Below are 18,593 nucleotides of genomic sequence, written 5' to 3'. Positions count from 1 at the left end.
TCAGATCCTGGCGAAGGCCTGCTCGAGATCCGCAATGATATCAGCAAGATCCTCGATGCCAACCGAAAGGCGCACTACATCCGGCCCGGCGCCGGCGGCAACCTGCTGTTCCGGCGTAAGCTGTGCATGGGTTGTGGATGCGGGGTGGATAACCAGTGACTTGGTGTCGCCGATATTGGCCAGATGCGAGAACAGTTCAAGCGCCTCGACAAAGGTCTTGCCGGCCTCGTAGCCGCCCTTCAGGCCGAAGGTGAAGACGGCGCCCGCGCCCTTCGGCGAATAGCGCTGCTGCAGGGCGTGGTTCTCGTCGTCCTCAAGCCCCGGATAGCCGACCCAGGCCACCTTGTCCGACTGTTTCAGCCACTTGGCGACGGCAAGCGCGTTGTCGCAATGGCGCTGCATGCGCAGCGGCAGCGTCTCGATACCGGTCGCGATCATGAAGGCGTTGAACGGCGAGATCGCCGGTCCGAGGTCGCGCAGGCTCAGAACGCGCGCGCCGAGCGCAAAGGCCATGCTGCCGAAAGCCTCATGCAGCACGATATTGTCATACTCGACCCGCGGTTCGCTCAGCATCGGGTAACGGCCGGATTTCGACCAGTCGAAAGTGCCGCCGTCGACCAGGATGCCGCCCATGGAATTGCCGTGGCCGCCCAGGAACTTTGTCAGCGAATGCACGACGATATCGGCGCCGTGTTCGATGGGCCGGACGAGATAGGGCGATGCCATGGTGTTGTCGACGATCAGCGGCAGGCCGTAATCGTGCGCGACCTTGGCGATCGCGGCGATGTCGACGAAGGTGCCGCCGGGGTTGGCAAGGCTTTCGATATAGACGGCCTTGGTGCGCTCGTCGATCTGGGCGGCGAAGCTGTCGATATCGCCGCTGTCGGCCCAGCGCACGGACCAGCCGAAATTCTCGAAGGCATGGCCGAACTGGTTGATCGAACCGCCATAAAGCCGGCGCGCGGCGACGAAATTGTCGCCCGGCTGCATCAGCATGTGGAAGGTCAGAAGCTGCGCGGAATGGCCCGAGGCGACCGCGAGCGCCGCCGCGCCGCCCTCAAGCGCCGCCACGCGCTCTTCCAGAACCGCCGTGGTGGGGTTCATGATGCGCGTGTAGATATTGCCGAATTCCTTCAGCCCGAACAGCGCAGCGGCATGATCGGAGCTGTTGAAGACGTATGACGTGGTCTGGTAGATCGGCGTCGCCCGCGCATTGGTCGCGGTGTCGGGCGCCGCTCCGGCGTGGATCGACAGCGTCGAAAAGCCCGGTTCTCTGTTGTCCATCAAGTATTCCTTCCCTGTTCTGCGGACCGTCCATAGATCTTCCGGCCGGTCCTGTTTTGATCAAGATCAATGTCGCCTTTTATACAAACGTCAATATCGCTGTCGACCAATAGGAGCATCGCAATGGACGTTCTGACTGAGGACAATCGCGCCGGCGACCGTTATGCCGATTGGCGCGACGCCGCCCATTTCGAAGGCGAAGAGGCCGCCCTCCTGGCTTTTCTCCAGCGGATCGCCGAAGAGGACATTGCCACGGCCGAGCCGCGCGACGCCAGCGAAATGAGCGAAATGATGAAGGCGCTCAACATCGATCCGGTGGAGGCGGAATTCCAGTATCGCCGCCTTTATTACGGCATGCAGGCCAATTGCGCGGGCTGCCGCGCGAAAGAGCGCTGCCGCAATGATCTGGCCTGCTGCACGGCAGACCGACATTTCCGCGAATATTGCGAGAACGCCGAGATCCTGAGCGAGATGCGCGCCGATCCCGACCTGCTGCGCTTCGAAGGCTGAGCCGGCCTCAGCCGATCAGCCGCGGATATTCGATCGCCGGGCACCGGTCCATCACCACGTCCAGCCCCCTCGCCCGCGCTTTTTTCGCAGCCTCCTCGTCGACGATATCGAGTTGCATCCAGATCACCCCGGGCGGCGGATCGAGCGCCAGCGCCTCGTCCACAATGCCGCCGACATATTCGGATGCGCGAAAGATATCGACCATGTCGATGGCGCCGGGGATCGCGGCAAGACTTTCATAGACGGTCTCGCCATGAATTTCTTTTCCCGCAAGCCCGGGATTGACCGGCACCACCGCGTAACCCTTCGACAGCAAGAAACCCATCACCCGATGGCTCGGGCGTTCCGGTTTCGGCGACGCGCCGACAAGCGCGATGCGTTTGACCGAGCGCAGAATGTCACGAATTTGTGCATCTTTTTCCGCAGGTTGCGTCATGGTGCTGAAATTCTCCTTATGGTATAAAACCCTGGTGCATGAGCATGGAGGAGCCCCGACAAGGGCATTGGGTAGATCATGAAGCTTTTTCTCGCAACAGCAATGCTCCTGGCAGCGGCCGGTTCCGCAACGGCGCAGGAGCCGATCAATCGTTACGACATTCAGGACATGACCTGCAATCAGGTCCACGGCATTCTTGACCGCGAGGGCGCCGCCATCCTGCGTTATCCGTCGCCGAGCGGCAGCGGCCGCATCCTCTATGACCGCTACGTCGACAGCCCGACCATCTGTTTCGGCCAGGGCGGACATGCCGTGCAGCGGGTCGTGCCGACCAGGGACACCAAGGGTTGCCCGACGCTCTCCTGCAGGCCCGGCCCGCCGGAATGCGACACGCTCGGCTTTGACATGTTCTATTGCGACAATGACAACTGAACGCTTCGCCTGATCAGCGCTTCAGGCCCAGGCTCCGGTAGCCGGGCTCTTTCGGAAAAACGACGCCAGGGCTTCACCTCCTGTCGATCGGTTGTTAAGCTTTTGCTGATCTCCGATGGTCTTTTCTCAAGCTTCGTCATAAGCGGAGCCGGATGATCGCTCCGGCAGATGCAGGCGCCCGCTGCCGGTTCCTCCAGGACGCCAGGCAAGGAAAAGAGCTATCCATGGCAGAAAGCATCGCACATTACATTGCCCGCTATCTCGGCGCGGCAGGGGTGAAACGCATCTGGGGCGTGACCGGCGATTCGCTGAATGGCCTCAGCGACAGCATCGGGCGGCTGAAGACGCTTGAGTGGATGGGCACCCGCCATGAGGAGGCAGCCGCCTTCGCCGCCGGCGCGGAGGCGCATCTTACCGGCGAATTGGCGGTCTGCGCCGGTTCCTGCGGGCCCGGCAACCTGCACCTGATCAACGGTCTTTATGACTGCAACCGCAACCACGTTCCCGTCCTTGCGATCGCCGCCCATATCCCGTCCTCCGAGATCGGCAGCGGTTATTTTCAGGAGACCCATCCGCAGGAACTCTTCCGCGAATGCAGCGTCTACTGCGAATTGATCTCCTCGCCCGAACAGATGCCCTATGTGCTCGAAGTCGCCATGCGCACGGCAATCGCGAAGAAGGGCGTCGCCGTCATCGTCCTGCCGGGCGACGTCGCGCTGAAGGACATGCCGGGCGATACGGCAATCCGCTGGAATGCGCCGGTCGAGCCGGCCATGACGCCGCCCGAGGCGGAGATCGACAGGCTCGCCGAACTGCTGAACAACGGCAGCAATATCACGCTTCTGTGCGGCGCAGGCTGCGCCGGAGCCCGCGACGACGTCCTGGCCCTTGCCGAGGCATTGCAATCGCCCATGGTGCACGCCATGCGCGGCAAGGAATTCATCGAATATGACAATCCCTATGATGTCGGCATGACGGGGCTGATCGGCTTTTCTTCGGGTTACCACGCGATGGAATCAGCCGATACGCTGCTCATCCTCGGCTCATCCTTCCCCTATCGCGCCTTCTACCCCGAGGAGGCGCAGATCGCGCAGGTCGACACCCGCGCGGAAGCGCTGGGCGCGCATACGCAGGTCGATCTCGGCATTCTTGGTGACGTTGGCTCCACAATCCGCGCGCTGCTGCCGAAGCTGAAGAAAGACCGGAGCAGCAAGTTCCTCGACAATGCCGTCAAGCACTACAGGAAGGCCCGCGAAGCGCTGGACTCCCTTGCCTCGGAGAGAAGCGCCAAGGGTAATATTCACCCGCAATATCTCGCGAAACTGCTCAGCGAAAAGGCAACGGAAGACGCGATCTTCACCTGTGATGTCGGCACGCCGACAGTCTGGGCCGCCCGCTATGTCGGCATGAACGGCAAGCGCCGGCTGATCGGCTCCTTCTCGCACGGTTCCATGGCCAATGCGCTGTCACAGGCCATCGGCGCCCAGGCGATCGATCCGGACCGGCAGGTCATTGCCATGTGCGGCGATGGCGGCTTTTCCATGCTGATGGGCGATGTCCTGTCGGTCACGCAACTGAACCTGCCGATCAAGATCGTGGTCTTCCACAACCGCTCGCTTGGCTTCGTCGCCATGGAGATGAAGGCCGGCGGCTATATCTCCGATTCAACCGATCTCAGCAGCCCCGATTTTGCCCGCATCGCCGAGGCTGCCGGCATGAAGGGCATCAAGGTGGAAGACGCCAAGGCGCTGCCCGCAGCCCTCGACGAGGCGCTCAAGACGCCCGGTCCCGTGCTGGTCGATGTGATGACGGCGAAACAGGAACTCGCCATGCCCCCGCAAATCACCATGGAACAGGCCAAGGGCTTCAGCCTCTACATGATGCGCGCGATCCTCAACGGCCGCGGCGACGAACTGGTTCAGCTGACGAAGACAAACCTGCGCTGAGATCATTCAAGAAAAAAAGCCCGCCGGTCTGGCGGGCTTTGAAAGCATCCGGCAAGACCAATCGGCCTCAGCCGACGATCTCGGTTTCGGAGAACCAGAAGGCGATTTCGCGCGCCGCGGTTTCCGGAGCGTCGGAACCGTGAACCGAATTTTCGCCCATGGACAGCGCGAACGTCTTGCGGATCGTGCCTTCGTCGGCCTTTTCCGGGTTGGTCGCGCCCATGATCTCGCGGTTCTTCAGGACGGCGTTTTCGCCTTCGAGAACCTGAACGACGGTCGGGCCGGAGCACATGAACTCGACGAGCTCACCGAAGAACGGACGCTCCTTGTGCTCGGCATAGAAGGCTTCGGCATCGCGCTTTGCCATCCACACGCGCTTGGAGGCGACGACGCGCAGGCCGTTTTCCTCGAAAACCTTGGTGATGGCGCCGGTCAGGTTGCGCTTGGTGGCATCCGGCTTGATCATCGAAAAAGTGCGTTCAATCGCCATATCATTCGTCCTCTGGCAAATTTCGTTTCGGGAAATTCGGCCGGTGTATAGAGGTGTTTGAAGCAAAATGGAAGCGTATCCGGCAGCGCAATCCGCCGAAAAGGCGGGCAATCTCAGCCTTCCTGCGTGAATTCGAGGCAGCGCTCGAACCAGTTCGCCACGGGATCATTGGGGTCGAGCAAGCCGGTATTTCCGGTGAGCGCCGCCCACTGGAACGCGCCGAAGACGATATAGTCACAGAAGAGAGGTTCGTTTCCGCCAATAAAAGGCTGAAATTTCAGCATGTTGCGGAGCGGCGCGCATTTTTCGGGAAAGGCGGCGATCTCCGCCTCGCGGCCCGTGACCACCTCTTCCAGCGTGGCGCCGAGGCGCGCCTCGCGGCTTTCGCGGAAATAGGCCTGATCGACCGGCCCCAGCATGTCATGAATGTGTTTTACCGCAATGCGCGTCACCGCCGGATGCAGCGTGGCCTGCGACCAGGCCTCGACAAAACGCGCCATGGCAAGCCCGCCCTCGCCCGAAAACAGCGAGGGCCGGTCCGGGTAGGTCTGCTCCAGATAGATAGCGATTGCGAAACTGTCGGCAATCAGCTGATCGCCATCCCGCAAAATCGGCACGGTTTTGGAGAACCCGTTCTCAAGCTTGGCAATCTCGGTGAAGCCGACCGGCTTCTCCTCGAAATCCAGGCCTTTGTGTTTCAGCGCCAGGACGACCTTCCAGCAATGCGGTGAAAAGGGCACCGAGCCATCGGCGCCGCAAAGCGAATAGAGTACTCGGCTCATGGCATGACTCCTTCTGTCAAAGAACAGAATGTGCTGCGCTGCGAAAAGTTTCAAGACCGGTGCGCGATTGCCGCCGGCGTAGTATATCCTTAATACCAGTGCGCGGACCATTGCTGCTAGAATTGAGCCTCGTCATTTTTGAGGAGGACAGAATGGCAGCGAAGAAGATTCTGATGATCACCGGCGACTTCACCGAGGACTACGAGACCATGGTGCCGTTCCAGACCCTGCTTGCCGTCGGCCACACGGTTGATGCGGTCTGCCCGGGCAAGAAGGCGGGCGATACCGTCCCGACGGCGATCCACGATTTCGAGGGAGACCAGACCTATTCGGAAAAACCCGGTCACCGCTTCGCCCTGACGGCGGATTTCGAGACGGCCGATCCGGCCGCCTATGACGCGCTGGTAATCCCCGGCGGGCGTGCGCCGGAATATCTGCGGCTCGATGAGCGGGTGCTCGCGCTCGTGAAGCACTTCTTTGCCGAAAACAAACCGGTTGCGGCGATCTGCCACGGCGCGCAGATCCTTGCCGCCGCCGATGTGCTGAAGGGCCGGCAATGCTCGGCCTACCCGGCCTGCGCTCCGGAAGTGCGGCTTGCCGGCGGCGCTTACGCCGATATAGCCGTCACCGACGCCGTGACCGACGGCAATCTCGTCACCGCGCCGGCGTGGCCCGCCCATCCGGCGTGGCTTTCGCAGTTCATGAAGCTGCTCGACGCCTGAGACGCCAAGGCCCGGCTCGGCGCTCTCCCTTGACCCTGCGCCGGGCTGGAGCGTTGTTCAGCTTTTCCTGGAAACGCACTATACTGCGTCCGGAAAAGGGAGGAGATCATGTGCAGACTGTTCATCGAGGCTGACCCAACGCTTTGGGAAAGCACGACACGCTCGATCCGCATCGACGGCATGGTGACGAGCGTCAGGCTCGAGAATTTCTTCTGGAACGTGCTTGCCGAGATCGGCGGACGCGATGGCCTTGCCACCACGCAACTGATTGCGAAACTCTATCACGAGGCTCTCGAGGCCGGCCATGACAGCGGCAATTTCACCTCGTTTCTGAGGGTCTGCTGCGGGCGCTATCTGGCACTGCAGCTTTCCGGCGACATTCCGGGCGGCCTGCCGATCGGCAGGCTCGACGCGCTTTCGATCCTGAAGCGGGAAAAGGAGCGCGGCCGCGCCGTGGCCTGATACGGCCCATCAGGCCGGCTGATATCCGCCATCGCATGTTTTCATGAGGCGAAAGGCGGCGCTTGTCTTATGATCGGCGCACCCGTTCATTGCCACGCAAGAGAGACACATGTTGCAGCACTACCGCATGTTCGCCGCCTATAATGCCTGGGCCAACGCCTTCGTTTATGACGAGGCCGCGGAGCTTTCCGACGACGAGCGCAAGCGCGATCTGGGCGCCTTCTTCCGCTCCGTCCATGCCACACTGAACCATGTGCTCTATGCCGACCGGATCTGGATGACCCGTTTTGCCGGCGCCGATACAGGCCCGGTCAAACTCGATACGATCCTCCACGACGATTTCGCCGCGCTCAGGGACGACCGCGAAAGAGAAGACCTAAGGATCATCGCCTTCGTCGACGGCATGGATGCGGTCCGGCTAGAGGGGGCGTTTTCGTATACGCGCGGCACGCCGCCGAAAGACTATACCGACCGTTATCAGACGACGCTCGCGCATTTCTTCAACCACCAGACCCATCACCGCGGCCAGGTCCACGCCATGCTGACCATGCTCGGCCGGCCGTCGCCGGCAATCGACCTCCTCTATTTCCTCAGAAGCGAAGACGGCCGTCGGTTCGCCTGAATTTAGGGGCGGCGCGGCGGCTCTCCGTCTTGCCAAACGCGGGCGTTTCAGACACAACCGCTGCCATGATCTCGATATCCGACCTTTCCGTCCGCATTGCCGGACGTCTGCTCATCGAAAACGCTTCCGTCTCCATTCCCGATGGGATGAAGGCGGGGCTGGTCGGCCGCAATGGCGCCGGCAAGTCAACGCTCTTCCGCGTCCTCACCGGCGTGCTTTCGCCCGAGACCGGCACGGTGTCGCTGCCGAAGAAGGCGCGCATCGGCCAGGTGGCGCAGGAGGCGCCGGGCACGGAAGACCCGCTGATCGACATCGTCCTTGCCGCCGACAAGGAGCGAGCGGCGCTGATGGCGGAGGCCGAGACAGCGACCGACGCGCACCGCATCGCCGAGATCCAGACGCGGCTGGTCGACATCGATGCCCATTCGGCTGAAGCCCGCGCGGCCAGCATCCTCTCCGGCCTCGGCTTTGACGAGGCGGCGCAGAAGCGTCCGGCGTCATCGTTCTCCGGCGGCTGGCGCATGCGCGTCGCGCTTGCGGCCGTGCTGTTTTCCGAACCCGACCTGCTGCTGCTCGACGAGCCGACAAACTATCTGGACCTTGAGGGCACGCTCTGGCTCGAAGACTATATCCGCCGCTACCCCTACAGCGTCATCATCATTTCGCACGACCGCGATCTCCTGAACACGGCCGCGAACGCGATCATCCATCTCGACCAGCGAAAGCTTACCTTCTACCGCGGCTCCTACGACCAGTTCGAGCGGCAGAAGGCGGAAGCCGACGAGTTGCAGATAAAGGCGCGCGCCAAGAACGAGGCGCAGCGCAAGCACCTGCAGAGCTTCATTGATCGCTTCAAGGCCAAGGCCTCGAAGGCGCGCCAGGCGCAAAGCCGCATCAAGGCACTGGAAAAGATGGGCACGGTTGCCGCCGTGATCGAGGATCACGTCCAGGGCTTTTCCTTCCCGGAGCCGGAAAAGCAGCCCGCCTCCCCGATCATCGCCATCGAGGATGGGGCGGTCGGCTACACGCCCGGCCAGCCGATCCTCAAGGACATCAATCTCAGGATCGACAATGACGACCGGATCGCGCTTCTCGGCGCCAACGGCAACGGCAAGTCGACCTTCGCCAAGTTCATTTCCGGAAGGCTGAAGCCGGAATCGGGCACGCTGAAACTCGCGCCGCATCTTTCGACCGGCTTCTTCGCCCAGCATCAGATCGACGATCTCGTGCCGGACGAAAGCGCGGTTGCCCATGTGCGCAAGCTGATGCCGACGGCAACCGAGCCGAAAGTGCGCGCCCGCGTGGCGCAGATGGGCTTGGCGACTGAAAAGATGGATACGCCGGCGCGTGATCTTTCCGGCGGCGAGAAGGCGCGGCTCCTGATGGGCCTTGCCGCCTTCCACGCGCCGAACCTGCTGATCCTCGATGAGCCCACCAACCACCTCGACATCGACAGCCGCAATGCGCTGGTGCGGGCGCTGAACGACTATCCCGGCGCCGTGATCCTGATTTCGCATGACCGGCACCTGATCGAGGCGACGGTCGACCGGCTCTGGCTCGTCCATGACGGCACGGTCAAGGCCTATGACGGCGATCTGGAGGATTACCGCGACCTGATCGTCTCCGGCGGCAGAAAGGCGCAGAAGGCTGAAGCACCCAATGCCGAGGCGCGCTCGAAATCCGTCCAGCGCAAAAGCGCCGCCGAACGCCGCACCGCCCTCGCGCCGTTGAAAAAGAAGATCGATACGGCCGAGAAGAAAACGGCAAAGATCGAGCAGATCATCGCCAGGCTCGACGCCGACCTTGCCGATCCCAAGCTTTATGAAAGGGCTCCGGAAAAGGCCAAGGTCATGATCCAGGCCCGCGCCAACGCGGCGGCAGAGCTTGCGAGGATCGAGGAAGAATGGCTCGCGCTTTCGGCGCAATATGAAGAGGCCATGGCCGACTGAGTTTCATTCCCCCGGCCCGGCCAAGCCTTAGCACCGCGGCCTTCGGCTACGGGCCCGAGGGTTGGCCGGTTTCGGGATGAAAGAAGACGATGCGCATGTCCCTGGCCATGCGGTCCAGCCAGGGTTTCGGCAGGTGCTCGATCAGCATGCCGTTCCGCACGACCGTGGAATGGCTGCAAACGACGCGGTAACCGGTCGCTTCGCCCTCAGGCGTCGGTAGATTCTCGCGCAGTTCCCAGCGCACGGCGACCCCATCGGCGAGATCGACCCGCCGGCTGATGCCGCCGCTGGACAGATTGGCGCCGATATGGCGGATATTGATGTCATCGACACACGGCAACGGTCTCGGGTTCATGAAGCCGAACAGTCGGTCATGCTGAAGGATATCCCTTCGGGCATAGGGCCAGACGAACTGCCGCAGGAAATGCTGATCGGCAAAATGGCGCGAGTTGAGCGGCGCCTGCAGGAAACGGTTGACCAGAAGGCGCATCGGCGGCAGGGCGCCGGCAACCGCGCCCCAGAGGCCCGCCAGAAGCAATTCGGTATGGGTGAACCAGTCGCGAATGCCGTGAAACTGTCTGCCGCTTTCCACCCACTCCCTGACAGTCTCGGCTTCCCGCGCGCTGATCAGGGAATCCGCGTCGCGGAAAATCACGCGGTGCGCCCCGTTTTCGTCAAGGGCAGCGAAGCGCCACATCGGTCCGGGCCAGCGCCGCATCTTCTGATCGGCGAAAACGATCTCGGCGCCTGCCTCTCTCAATTGCCTGATGGTCACCCCGGGCACCGACTTGTCGACATAGAAGCGGCATGTCCAGTCGGGATAGACGCTTTCGCGCGCCCGCGCGTTCATCACCGCCGTCTCGCAGTAGCGCGGCCGGTCGCCGTATAGCGAGAATGAAATGATGTTCCGCTCGCGCGTTGCCGCAGACGGCGGGGGCGGACGGACGGCGGGCAAATCCTGTTCGGCTGCACATCCGAAGATCGCGTCCCTGAGCTCCAGCGCCCGGCGACCATATTCGCCCGCCTTCCGGTCGTCCTTCTTCTCTCCCCAGGCGTGGGAGAGGGCATCGAAAGCCACGAAGTGCCGGGGATCGAACGACAATGATCGCTCGGCGGCCTCAATCGCATCGTCAAAGCTCCCGAGCCGCAGATGGCAAACCGCGATGTTCGACCAGATCACGGGATTGTCCGGCTGAACCCCGGCGGCGGCGCGTGCGAACGCCAGCGCCTCGCCATAATTGGCATAGTTGTAGGCGCGGTTATAACCTTCCCAGAAAGACGACAGTTGCGAACTCACGGAAACACCAGAAGGCGTTCCGGTAATCAGATTGCTTTGAAAATCCATCTTCGCGCGGCAGCCTCCAAAGTAACCACCGCAGCAGAATAACAAAATAATATATTAAATAAACACGCCCGATTTATATTAGTTTCACCTGAATATAACATCTATATTCTTGTGTTTACCTGTTATCTCCGGTCAGGCGCGCATGCGCTCCGGCACGGCGTCGGACAGCGTGTCGCCGGGCTTGATCCCGAGGCGATCCAGAACGGCGGTCATCAGCTTCGACTTGTTCATGGTGTAGAAATGAAAGTCGGCGACGCCGCGGGCGACGAGGTCCTGCACCTGTTCGGCGGCAAGGTCGGCCGCCGCCTCGAAGCGCCCGTCCGGATCGTCATCGAGCCCCTCGAACCGCCGCTCGACAAAGGCCGGCACGCTTGCCCCGCACATGGCGGCGAACCGTTTCAGCTGGGCCAGGTTCTGGATCGGCATGATGCCGGGCACGACGGGAATGGCGATGCCGGCGCGGCGCACGTCGTTCAGATAATCCTCGAACACGTCATTGTCGAAGAAGAACTGTGTCAGCGCCCGGTCGGCCCCGTTTTCGGCCTTGGCTTTCAGCATGGCAACATCGGCCGCGCGGTCGGCGCTTTCCGGGTGCTTTTCCGGATAGGCGGAAACCGATATATCGAAATCATCGATCGCCTTCAGCGCCGAGACGAGAGCTGCCGCATTGGCATAGCCGCCCGGGTGCGGGCTGTAGGCCGTGCCGATACCGCCCGGCGGGTCGCCCCTCAGCGCCACGAAGCGGCGAATGCCGGCATCGCGGAAGCGGCGGATCACGTCGTCCACCTCCTCCTTGCCGGCCTTCACCACGGTCAGGTGCGAGGCCGTCTGAAGCCGGGTTTCGTCGACAAGGCGCTTCACCGCCGCATAGGTCGGCGCCTGGCTCGTCGCGCCCGCGCCGTAGGTCACCGATACGAAGCCGGGTTCATAGGCCGCGAGCTCTTCCACGGACCGCCACCAGCCGGCTTCGGCCTCGGCGGTCTTCGGCGGAAAGAACTCGAATGAAAAGTCGATCTCGCGCTTGCGGCCGAGCGGCTCTGTGCTTTCGGACATGGTTCAGACATTCCTCGCATACTGTGTTTCGGCTTCTTCCGCAGCCATCAGGATCCGGCGGTCGCGCCCGAGCCAGACGGTGACGGTGAGCGAGCGCCCCGCGGCGCCGGAAAAGGGAAGATCGACGACGTTCTCGACATCGAGGCCCGCCGCTTTCATCCAGTCGGACATCGCCTGGTGGGAAAAACCGAGCCTGAGATGGGCATGGTCGGAGCGCAGATATTCAAGATCGTGCGGGGCGAAGTCGATGACGACAAGCCGCCCGCCCGGCCGCATCACCCGCGCGGCCTCGGCGATCGCGCGTTCGGGGTGTTCAAGGAAGTGGAGGACCTGGTGGATGATCACCAGATCGAAATCCTCGTTCTCAAGCGGCAGGTTCAGGATATCGCCGAGACGCACCGCAGCCTTCGTCACGCCCTCGGCATCCAGATTGGCGCGGGCGACGGCCAGCATGTCACGGCTGGCGTCGATCCCGACGGCACGGCGGTAGAGGTCTTTCAGCAGCAAGAGCATGCGGCCCGTGCCGGTGCCAAGGTCGAGAACGCTTTCGACGCGTTTCGCGCCGATCAGCCTGACAAGGCATTCCTCGATCTCCGCCTCGGAGATGTGCAGGCGCCGCATTTCGTCCCATTCACCGGCGTGCTGGGCAAAATAGGCAAGCGCCTTCTCCGAGCGCGCCTGCTTGACTGCGGCAAGACGGGCCGCGTCGCGGCTGAGCGCCGAATCGCCTTCCGAGGCGTTCTTCAGGAGTTCGCGTACAAGGCGGGCAGGCGCCCCCTCCTCCTTCAGCCGAAAATAGGCCCACGCGCCTTCCTGGTAGCGGTCGATCAGTCCGGCTTCTCCCAGAAGCTTCAGATGGCGGGAAATGCGCGGTTGGGACTGGCCGAGAATGTCCGTCAGGTCGGAAACCGTCAGGTCGCCCGCCGCCAGAAGCGCAATCAGCCTGAGCCGCGTGGGCTCGCCCACAGCTTTCAGGACATCAACCAGATCGTCGAGATCGAGCTTCGTCATTTCCCCTCGCCTTCATCAAGATATAAAGATATGTTTATATCGAAAATAGACCGAATGCAAGTCTCGCCGCGATGGATAAGAGCGAAGCAGGCGCTGTTGTGGCCTGAAGGCGCGCATTCAGGGCGGCCCTTCTCATTCGGGACAGTTCGTTCCGTTCGTCCCGACGCGACGAGAGCCCTTTCCCCTCGCGCCCAGCAAGGCGGCCCGGCAGGAACAGACAAGCAGAATAGCCGGCAAGACAAGATAGCCGCCGAGAACGAGAACCTGCCCCTGCCAATGGCGCGCGCCGTAGCCGGCTCCGCAAGGCGTGCCGCTGAAAACTGCGCCGAGCCAGGCCTGCCGCGTCAGGAAAAGCATGACCGCAGCCACAGCCAGGGTGACAATCGCCCCGCTCGGGCTCACGACGCCCTTGGCCATGCCCCAGAGGACAAGGCAGATGGCGCCAGCCAGAAACGGCGACGACAAAACGGCGCCGGTCACGAACGGCCCGTCGGCCCCTTGGGTGCACGTGCCGGTGAACCCCAGAAGCTGAAGTGGCAGGGCCGGCAGAGCGACGATCCCGGCCGACCATGTCCACAGGCGAAAGAAGGCCAGCACCGCTGACAAAAACAGCAGCAGGCACAGGACTATCCCTCCGATAGCAAGGATGTGCGTCACGTCTTGCCCTTTGCAGACAGGGAGATGCTTTCCGGAACTCAGTGAAATCCATAGAGCCTTTGCGCCGCGGAATCCACCTGAAGTTGATCGTCAGTCCTCGTGGTCGCGGGTCGGGAACTCCGGCCGACGGAAGGTGGAGGAAACCATGGTGAGGCCCGCGCCGATCGCGCCGACGGTGAAGATCACCTGCAGACCGGCGCTGGTGGTCGCCGCCAGCATCATGTCGGATTTCTCGAGCGGCTGGACGGTGATTTCCAGAAGACCGATGATCCATTGGGCGGCAGCGCTGCCCGGCACCATGGGAATGCAGCCGGCAACGGCGATGGCATTGCCGACGCGGCGGACCGGAAAGGGCGTGTTGTAGGAGAGCTCCACGACCAGCGCGACGGCCACGGCTGCGGCAAAGGATGCGGCTTCCAGCGGCCAGCCGTGCAGCATGCAATAGGTTCTCACCGCCAGAGCCAGCGCGCCGGCCAGCGCGGCCCAGCCGAGATTGCGGTAGCCGAAATTGAACAGCACGCCGAACCCGGCAGCGGCAACCGCCCCGAAAAAGGCGTGGTGGGCGATGTTGGGCGCCGATTTCACCGCATCCTGCAGACCGCCGCCCAGCACGATATGCGCCGCGCCGACGCCCAATGTAATAAAGACGAGGATCATCGCCACGGTGACGAAGCGGGCGCTGCCGAGCGTCGGAAAGCCCTCCATGATGTCCGTCTGCGCGTTCATCGACGGCACGCCCGGCACCAGCATCAGCACGGCGGCGCTCATCGAGGTGTCGATCATGGCGCTGCCCATGGCCATGGCGCCGATACCGGACAGCACGGCGGCGGCAAAGGCGACCGTGGCGGTGACGACGAAGGCATTGTAATGCCGCTCCAGCAGCATCAGCCGGATGTACTGGCCGATCATGCTGGCGATCAGCGTCGTGACGAAGGCCGGCGCATCGGCGCCCAGCAGCCTTCCGAATGCGGCGCAGGCCAGCCCGGCGGCAAAGACGTTCAGCAGCTTGTGATGCTTCGGCGTGGACGTGGTCGCTGCGGCCAGCTTCTTCTCCACCGCATCAGCCGTCAGCCCGCCCCTGCCCGTTTCGGCGCAGATTTCGCGAACCCGGTGGTTGATGCGCATGTTGACGCCGTGATGGCCGACCCCGATCATGTGCGTCGACGAGCAGACGCCGTCGCCGACCGTCGTCGAGATCGAGGCGAAACCGACGCGGATATCGGCGCTCTTGACGCCGAGGCCAAGCGCCACCTTCTTGACGCCCTCGCGCACGACGGCGGACTTCGCCCCGGTCTCCATCAGGATGCGCCCGGCCTCCAGCGCGACGAGGGCAGTCTTTTCCAGCGTTCTCTGCCGGAACAGAAGCTCCGCAACCCCATCGTCATGCGCGCCTTCGCGGATCTCGTCGGCCGGTGAGCCTGTTTCAGTCATTGCCTCTCCTGTCGCGCATGCGGCGTTTGGGAACGGGGATCAAGTTGCGGGCTTCGCCTCGTCGGCAGGCCGGCGGCGAAACTAGACGCAGCGCACGCATTCGCCTTGCTCTATGTCAAGCCGGCCGCGCAGGCTGCCTCCTGATCCTAGCCAAAATGCAAAGAAGTGAAAACAGGGTCAGCCGAGGATGACGGAGCTGCGCAGAAATCGCAAGTACTAGCGCAAGTCGATCCCATTTATGACAGTTTTACGACAGTTGTGTGACGGTTTTTTAAAAGGAAACACGGGTTTTTCCCGGTTTATGAATTTTTTACAACATGCTATGCTTGCCTATATTTCGTTGTTATACGACTTCCGTTTTCAACCAAACCTCAAAAGGGCTATCTGATGAAAATCGGAATTTTTACCAAGGGCGCTAAGGTTGCTGCCGTTGCCGCCGCTATGGTCGTAAGCGGCACTGTCGCTCAGGCTGCAGACACCTCGCTGACGGGCTCCGGCGCCTCTTTCCCCTTCCCGCTCTACTCGGCCTGGTTTAAGGATTTTGGCCAGAAGACCGGTATTGAAGTCAACTACCAGGCCAAGGGCTCCGGCGGCGGTATCGAAGACTTCACCAACCGCGTAGTCGACTTCGCAGCCTCCGACGCTGCCATGAACGACGAGGAAATGGCCAAGGTTGACGGCGGCGTCGTTCTTCTGCCGATGACGGCCGGCGAAGTTGTTCTTGCCTACAACCTCGACGGCGTTTCCGAACTGAAGCTGCCGCGCGACGTTTACCCGAAGATCTTCCTCGGTGAAATCACCAAGTGGAACGACGAAGCCATCGCCGCCGCGAACGAAGGCGTCGACCTTCCCGACGAAAACATCACGGTTGTCGTTCGCTCCGACAGCTCGGGCACCAGCTTCAACTTCACCAATCACCTTGCAGCCATCTCCAAGGAATTCGAAAGCACTGTCGGCGGCGGCAAGACTGTTCCGTGGCCGAAGGCTTCGAACTTCGTTGCCGCTCCGGGCAACCAGGGCATCACCGCCACGGTCAAGCAGACCCCCGGCGCGATCGGCTACATCGAGTATGGCTATGCCCAGCAGACCAACACGCCTTATGCCCTGCTTGAGAATCAGGCCGGCAACTTCGTGAAGGCCGGTCCGGAAGCCGGCAGCGCCGCTCTCGCCTCGGCTGAACTCGACGAAAACAACGTCGCCTTCATCGTCGATCCGAAGGGCGAAGAAGCCTACCCGATCGCCACCTTCACCTGGATGCTGTTCTACAAGTCCGGCCAGGATGCCGACACCGTCGCAGCGCTCAAGGAAATGATCAACTACGGCCTGACCACCGGCCAGACGATGGCCGACAAGCTGGGTTACATCCCGCTGCCGGAAAACATCATCGAAATCAACAAGAAGTCGATGGAAGAAATCGGCGGCTGATTTCGGCCAATTCAAGATTTTGCCGGGGCGTAACATGTTGCGCCCCGGCTTTCGTGGAAAAGAATACACGCAGACATTTATGCTCTTTCCAGTCAGATCGCGATACTCGTCCCGATCGCCGTTACCAGGAGCCCCCTGATGGCCGACAAGCCGAAAACCGTTATGCCACGCGATGGCAGTGTTTCGCGACCACCGACCGCTTTCGAATACGGTTACGACAAGTCCTTTCGCTTTCTGACATTCTTCGCAGGCCTGATCACGATCATCCTGCTGATCTACATTTTCTACAAGATCGGCTCGCAGGCCGCTCCGGCGATGCGTGAATACGGTCTTTCCTTTCTGACGACTGTTGAATGGAACGCGAATACGAACGATTACGGTATTCTCGCCGAAATCTGGGGCACGCTCTATTCCTCGCTTCTGGCGCTGCTTTTCGGCGGCGGCCTCGGCATTGCGGTCGCGATCTTCCTGACCCAGGGTTTCCTGAACGCCCGTCTTGCCTGGATCTTCCGCCTGATCGTCGAAATGCTCGCCGCGATCCCGTCGGTCGTCTACGGCCTCTGGGGCATCTACGTCCTCATTCCGGCCATCCGGCCGATCGCCCGCTGGCTGCATGATACGTTGGGCTTCGTCCCGTTCTTCTCCACCTCGCTTGCCGGCCCCGGCATGTTTCCGGCAATGATCGTTCTTTCGATCATGATCCTGCCGACGGTCGCCGCAATCTCGCAGGACGCCTTCAAGGCCATTCCGCTGAAGGTGCAGGAAGCCGCATACGGCATGGGCACGACCAAGTGGGAAGCGATCCGCAAGGTCATCCTGCCGACGGCCTCCGGCGGCATCTTCGCCTCGCTGGTTCTCGGCTTCGGCCGCGCGCTTGGCGAAACCATGGCGCTCGCCATGCTGATCGGCAACACGCAGCAGGTCTCGCTGTCATTGTTTTCGCCGGCGACAACGCTTGCATCGCTTCTGGCCTCGACCTTTCCCGAGGCTGGCGCCAACCAGATCGGCCCGCTGATGTATGCGGCCGTCGTGCTGCTGATGATCACGATGGCGGTCAATATCATCGGCACGATCATCATGAACTACACCGCGCGCCAGACGGTCACGTAAGGCTTGAGAGGGGATCGAAACCATGACCGATGAAACCACGATGAATCCCGAGGTTGTCGCGCTCGGCAATCCGAATCTGAGCTTCTCCTTCGCCGAACGGCGGACGCTGATGAACTTCATCCAGACCTTTATCCTCTGGATCCTGGCCGGCATCGCCGCCATTCCGCTGATCTCGGTCCTGTGGATGCTGATCAGCCGCGGCGGCGTGCGCCTCAGCCTCGCGATTTTCACCGAGCTTCCGCCGGCGCCTTTCGAGCAGGGCGGCGGCATCGGCAACGCCATCGTCGGCACGCTTGTGATGGTGGCGATCGGCTCGGCGATTTCGATCCCGATCGGCGTCCTCGGCGGGGTCTATACCGGGCTGATCAATCCCGACGGCAAGTTCGCCTCGCTCGTCCGCTTTGTCGGCAAGGTGCTGACCGGCTTTCCCTCGATCCTCTCCGGCGTCTTCGTCTATGCCTGGCTGGTGATCGTGATGAAGACCTACTCGGCGGTTGCCGGCGGTCTATCGCTCGCCATCCTGATGTTGCCGACGATCCTGCTGACCTCGGAACAGGCTTTCCGCATGGTGCCGCAGCGCATGAAGGATGCCGCTTACGGCATGGGCTGTAATGCCACGCAGGTTGCACTGAAAATTGTTTTGCCGACGGCGCTGCCAGGTGTTATGACCGGCGTAATGCTCGCGGTAGCGGGTGCGTCCGGTGAATCGGCCCCGCTTCTGTTTACGGCACTCTTTTCGAATTACTGGATCGGAAGCTTTACGGAGCCGACAGCATCATTGTCGATTTTGATCTACAATTTCTCGGCAATGCCCTATGAAAACCAGATTGAACTGGCGTGGACGGCTTCCCTGGTACTGGTGCTGATCGTGCTCGTCTTCAACATTCTCAGTCGCTCGTTCGGCACCCGCCGCGTGTAAGAGAAAC

The 18,593-nt window shown here is 61.9% G+C and carries 19 protein-coding genes; 10 read left to right on the top strand and 9 right to left on the bottom strand.

All coding sequences use genetic code 11. From position 1 onward, the window contains the following. Positions 1-1,284, bottom strand: a complete 1,284-nt coding sequence (locus tag JET14_RS09345) for an O-acetylhomoserine aminocarboxypropyltransferase (protein WP_200337769.1) — start codon at positions 1,282-1,284, stop codon at positions 1-3. A gap of 123 nt (positions 1,285-1,407) precedes the next feature. On the opposite strand from JET14_RS09345, the gene JET14_RS09340 reads away from it, so the two are divergent. Beyond that, complete coding sequence (locus tag JET14_RS09340) at positions 1,408-1,794, top strand: hypothetical protein (RefSeq protein WP_200337768.1); 387 nt, start codon at positions 1,408-1,410, stop codon at positions 1,792-1,794. Positions 1,795-1,801: 7 nt separating this feature from the next. Here JET14_RS09340 and JET14_RS09335 read toward each other — a convergent pair whose 3' ends face one another. After that, on the bottom strand, positions 1,802-2,230 hold the full coding sequence (locus tag JET14_RS09335; RefSeq protein WP_200337767.1) for a CoA-binding protein: 429 nt from the start codon (positions 2,228-2,230) through the stop codon (positions 1,802-1,804). 78 nt (positions 2,231-2,308) lie between these two features. On the opposite strand from JET14_RS09335, the gene JET14_RS09330 reads away from it, so the two are divergent. Beyond that, positions 2,309-2,662, top strand: coding sequence for a hypothetical protein (locus tag JET14_RS09330; protein WP_024709583.1), 354 nt, complete (start codon positions 2,309-2,311; stop codon positions 2,660-2,662). 224 nt (positions 2,663-2,886) lie between these two features. After that, complete coding sequence (gene poxB, locus JET14_RS09325; RefSeq protein WP_200337766.1) at positions 2,887-4,608, top strand: ubiquinone-dependent pyruvate dehydrogenase; 1,722 nt, start codon at positions 2,887-2,889, stop codon at positions 4,606-4,608. Between the two features lie 67 nt (positions 4,609-4,675). Here the strand turns inward: poxB and ndk are convergent, their stop codons facing one another. Both ndk and JET14_RS09315 read right to left on the bottom strand, forming a co-directional pair. Next, positions 4,676-5,098 (bottom strand): nucleoside-diphosphate kinase, encoded by a 423-nt coding sequence (ndk, locus tag JET14_RS09320; RefSeq protein WP_024709581.1) that lies wholly within the window; start codon positions 5,096-5,098, stop codon positions 4,676-4,678. A gap of 113 nt (positions 5,099-5,211) precedes the next feature. Then, on the bottom strand, positions 5,212-5,880 hold the full coding sequence (locus JET14_RS09315; protein ID WP_200337765.1) for a glutathione S-transferase family protein: 669 nt from the start codon (positions 5,878-5,880) through the stop codon (positions 5,212-5,214). A 152-nt stretch (positions 5,881-6,032) separates the two neighbouring features. Here JET14_RS09315 and JET14_RS09310 point away from each other — a divergent pair, with 152 nt between their 5' ends. The 4 genes from JET14_RS09310 (at position 6,033) to JET14_RS09295 (ending at position 9,635) form a co-directional block, all read left to right on the top strand. Next, positions 6,033-6,602 (top strand): DJ-1/PfpI family protein, encoded by a 570-nt coding sequence (locus JET14_RS09310; protein ID WP_200337764.1) that lies wholly within the window; start codon positions 6,033-6,035, stop codon positions 6,600-6,602. Between the two features lie 108 nt (positions 6,603-6,710). Next, on the top strand, positions 6,711-7,064 hold the full coding sequence (locus JET14_RS09305) for a ribbon-helix-helix domain-containing protein (RefSeq protein ID WP_200337763.1): 354 nt from the start codon (positions 6,711-6,713) through the stop codon (positions 7,062-7,064). 109 nt (positions 7,065-7,173) lie between these two features. Further along, the gene (locus JET14_RS09300) at positions 7,174-7,686 is read left to right on the top strand and encodes a DinB family protein (RefSeq protein ID WP_200337762.1); all 513 of its coding nucleotides are present in this window, start codon (positions 7,174-7,176) and stop codon (positions 7,684-7,686) included. Between the two features lie 65 nt (positions 7,687-7,751). Continuing rightward, positions 7,752-9,635, top strand: coding sequence for an ABC-F family ATP-binding cassette domain-containing protein (locus JET14_RS09295; protein WP_200337761.1), 1,884 nt, complete (start codon positions 7,752-7,754; stop codon positions 9,633-9,635). A 46-nt stretch (positions 9,636-9,681) separates the two neighbouring features. Here JET14_RS09295 and JET14_RS09290 read toward each other — a convergent pair whose 3' ends face one another. The 5 genes from JET14_RS09290 to JET14_RS22730 all read right to left on the bottom strand — a co-directional run bounded on the left by JET14_RS09290 (position 9,682) and on the right by JET14_RS22730 (position 15,132). After that, positions 9,682-10,932 carry a tetratricopeptide repeat protein gene (locus JET14_RS09290; RefSeq protein ID WP_200337760.1) on the bottom strand — a complete coding sequence of 417 codons (1,251 nt, stop codon included), beginning with the start codon at positions 10,930-10,932 and terminating at the stop codon, positions 9,682-9,684. A 180-nt stretch (positions 10,933-11,112) separates the two neighbouring features. Next, the gene (gene metF, locus JET14_RS09285; RefSeq protein ID WP_200337759.1) at positions 11,113-12,033 is read right to left on the bottom strand and encodes a methylenetetrahydrofolate reductase [NAD(P)H]; all 921 of its coding nucleotides are present in this window, start codon (positions 12,031-12,033) and stop codon (positions 11,113-11,115) included. A gap of 3 nt (positions 12,034-12,036) precedes the next feature. Continuing rightward, positions 12,037-13,044 (bottom strand): ArsR/SmtB family transcription factor, encoded by a 1,008-nt coding sequence (locus tag JET14_RS09280; protein ID WP_200337758.1) that lies wholly within the window; start codon positions 13,042-13,044, stop codon positions 12,037-12,039. Between the two features lie 132 nt (positions 13,045-13,176). Continuing rightward, positions 13,177-13,701, bottom strand: coding sequence for a hypothetical protein (locus JET14_RS09275; RefSeq protein WP_200337757.1), 525 nt, complete (start codon positions 13,699-13,701; stop codon positions 13,177-13,179). Positions 13,702-13,791: 90 nt separating this feature from the next. Further along, positions 13,792-15,132 (bottom strand): threonine/serine exporter family protein, encoded by a 1,341-nt coding sequence (locus JET14_RS22730; protein WP_246750586.1) that lies wholly within the window; start codon positions 15,130-15,132, stop codon positions 13,792-13,794. 387 nt (positions 15,133-15,519) lie between these two features. Between JET14_RS22730 and pstS the strand changes: the two genes are divergently transcribed. The 3 genes from pstS to pstA all read left to right on the top strand — a co-directional run bounded on the left by pstS (position 15,520) and on the right by pstA (position 18,586). Further along, positions 15,520-16,557, top strand: a complete 1,038-nt coding sequence (gene pstS, locus JET14_RS09260; RefSeq protein WP_200337756.1) for a phosphate ABC transporter substrate-binding protein PstS — start codon at positions 15,520-15,522, stop codon at positions 16,555-16,557. Positions 16,558-16,695: 138 nt separating this feature from the next. Beyond that, positions 16,696-17,667, top strand: a complete 972-nt coding sequence (pstC, locus tag JET14_RS09255; protein ID WP_200337755.1) for a phosphate ABC transporter permease subunit PstC — start codon at positions 16,696-16,698, stop codon at positions 17,665-17,667. 22 nt (positions 17,668-17,689) lie between these two features. Further along, on the top strand, positions 17,690-18,586 hold the full coding sequence (pstA, locus tag JET14_RS09250) for a phosphate ABC transporter permease PstA (protein ID WP_246750585.1): 897 nt from the start codon (positions 17,690-17,692) through the stop codon (positions 18,584-18,586). The last annotated feature ends 7 nt before the right edge of the window (positions 18,587-18,593 follow it).

The organism is Martelella lutilitoris (assembly GCF_016598595.1).
GTDB lineage: Bacteria > Pseudomonadota > Alphaproteobacteria > Rhizobiales > Rhizobiaceae > Martelella > Martelella lutilitoris_A.
This window is presented reverse-complemented; position numbering and strand designations above follow the sequence as displayed.

Excerpts from the sequence above, each read along its gene's own strand:
- JET14_RS09345 (WP_200337769.1), bottom strand. The coding sequence starts at position 1,284 with ATGGACAACAGAGAACCGGGCTTTTCGACGCTGTCGATCCACGCCGGA.
- JET14_RS09340 (WP_200337768.1), top strand. The coding sequence starts at position 1,408 with ATGGACGTTCTGACTGAGGACAATCGCGCCGGCGACCGTTATGCCGAT.
- JET14_RS09335 (WP_200337767.1), bottom strand. The coding sequence starts at position 2,230 with ATGACGCAACCTGCGGAAAAAGATGCACAAATTCGTGACATTCTGCGC.
- JET14_RS09330 (WP_024709583.1), top strand. The coding sequence starts at position 2,309 with ATGAAGCTTTTTCTCGCAACAGCAATGCTCCTGGCAGCGGCCGGTTCC.
- poxB (WP_200337766.1), top strand. The coding sequence starts at position 2,887 with ATGGCAGAAAGCATCGCACATTACATTGCCCGCTATCTCGGCGCGGCA.
- ndk (WP_024709581.1), bottom strand. The coding sequence starts at position 5,098 with ATGGCGATTGAACGCACTTTTTCGATGATCAAGCCGGATGCCACCAAG.
- JET14_RS09315 (WP_200337765.1), bottom strand. The coding sequence starts at position 5,880 with ATGAGCCGAGTACTCTATTCGCTTTGCGGCGCCGATGGCTCGGTGCCC.
- JET14_RS09310 (WP_200337764.1), top strand. The coding sequence starts at position 6,033 with ATGGCAGCGAAGAAGATTCTGATGATCACCGGCGACTTCACCGAGGAC.
- JET14_RS09305 (WP_200337763.1), top strand. The coding sequence starts at position 6,711 with ATGTGCAGACTGTTCATCGAGGCTGACCCAACGCTTTGGGAAAGCACG.
- JET14_RS09300 (WP_200337762.1), top strand. The coding sequence starts at position 7,174 with ATGTTGCAGCACTACCGCATGTTCGCCGCCTATAATGCCTGGGCCAAC.
- JET14_RS09295 (WP_200337761.1), top strand. The coding sequence starts at position 7,752 with ATGATCTCGATATCCGACCTTTCCGTCCGCATTGCCGGACGTCTGCTC.
- metF (WP_200337759.1), bottom strand. The coding sequence starts at position 12,033 with ATGTCCGAAAGCACAGAGCCGCTCGGCCGCAAGCGCGAGATCGACTTT.
- JET14_RS09280 (WP_200337758.1), bottom strand. The coding sequence starts at position 13,044 with ATGACGAAGCTCGATCTCGACGATCTGGTTGATGTCCTGAAAGCTGTG.
- JET14_RS22730 (WP_246750586.1), bottom strand. The coding sequence starts at position 15,132 with ATGACTGAAACAGGCTCACCGGCCGACGAGATCCGCGAAGGCGCGCAT.
- pstS (WP_200337756.1), top strand. The coding sequence starts at position 15,520 with ATGAAAATCGGAATTTTTACCAAGGGCGCTAAGGTTGCTGCCGTTGCC.
- pstC (WP_200337755.1), top strand. The coding sequence starts at position 16,696 with ATGGCCGACAAGCCGAAAACCGTTATGCCACGCGATGGCAGTGTTTCG.
- pstA (WP_246750585.1), top strand. The coding sequence starts at position 17,690 with ATGACCGATGAAACCACGATGAATCCCGAGGTTGTCGCGCTCGGCAAT.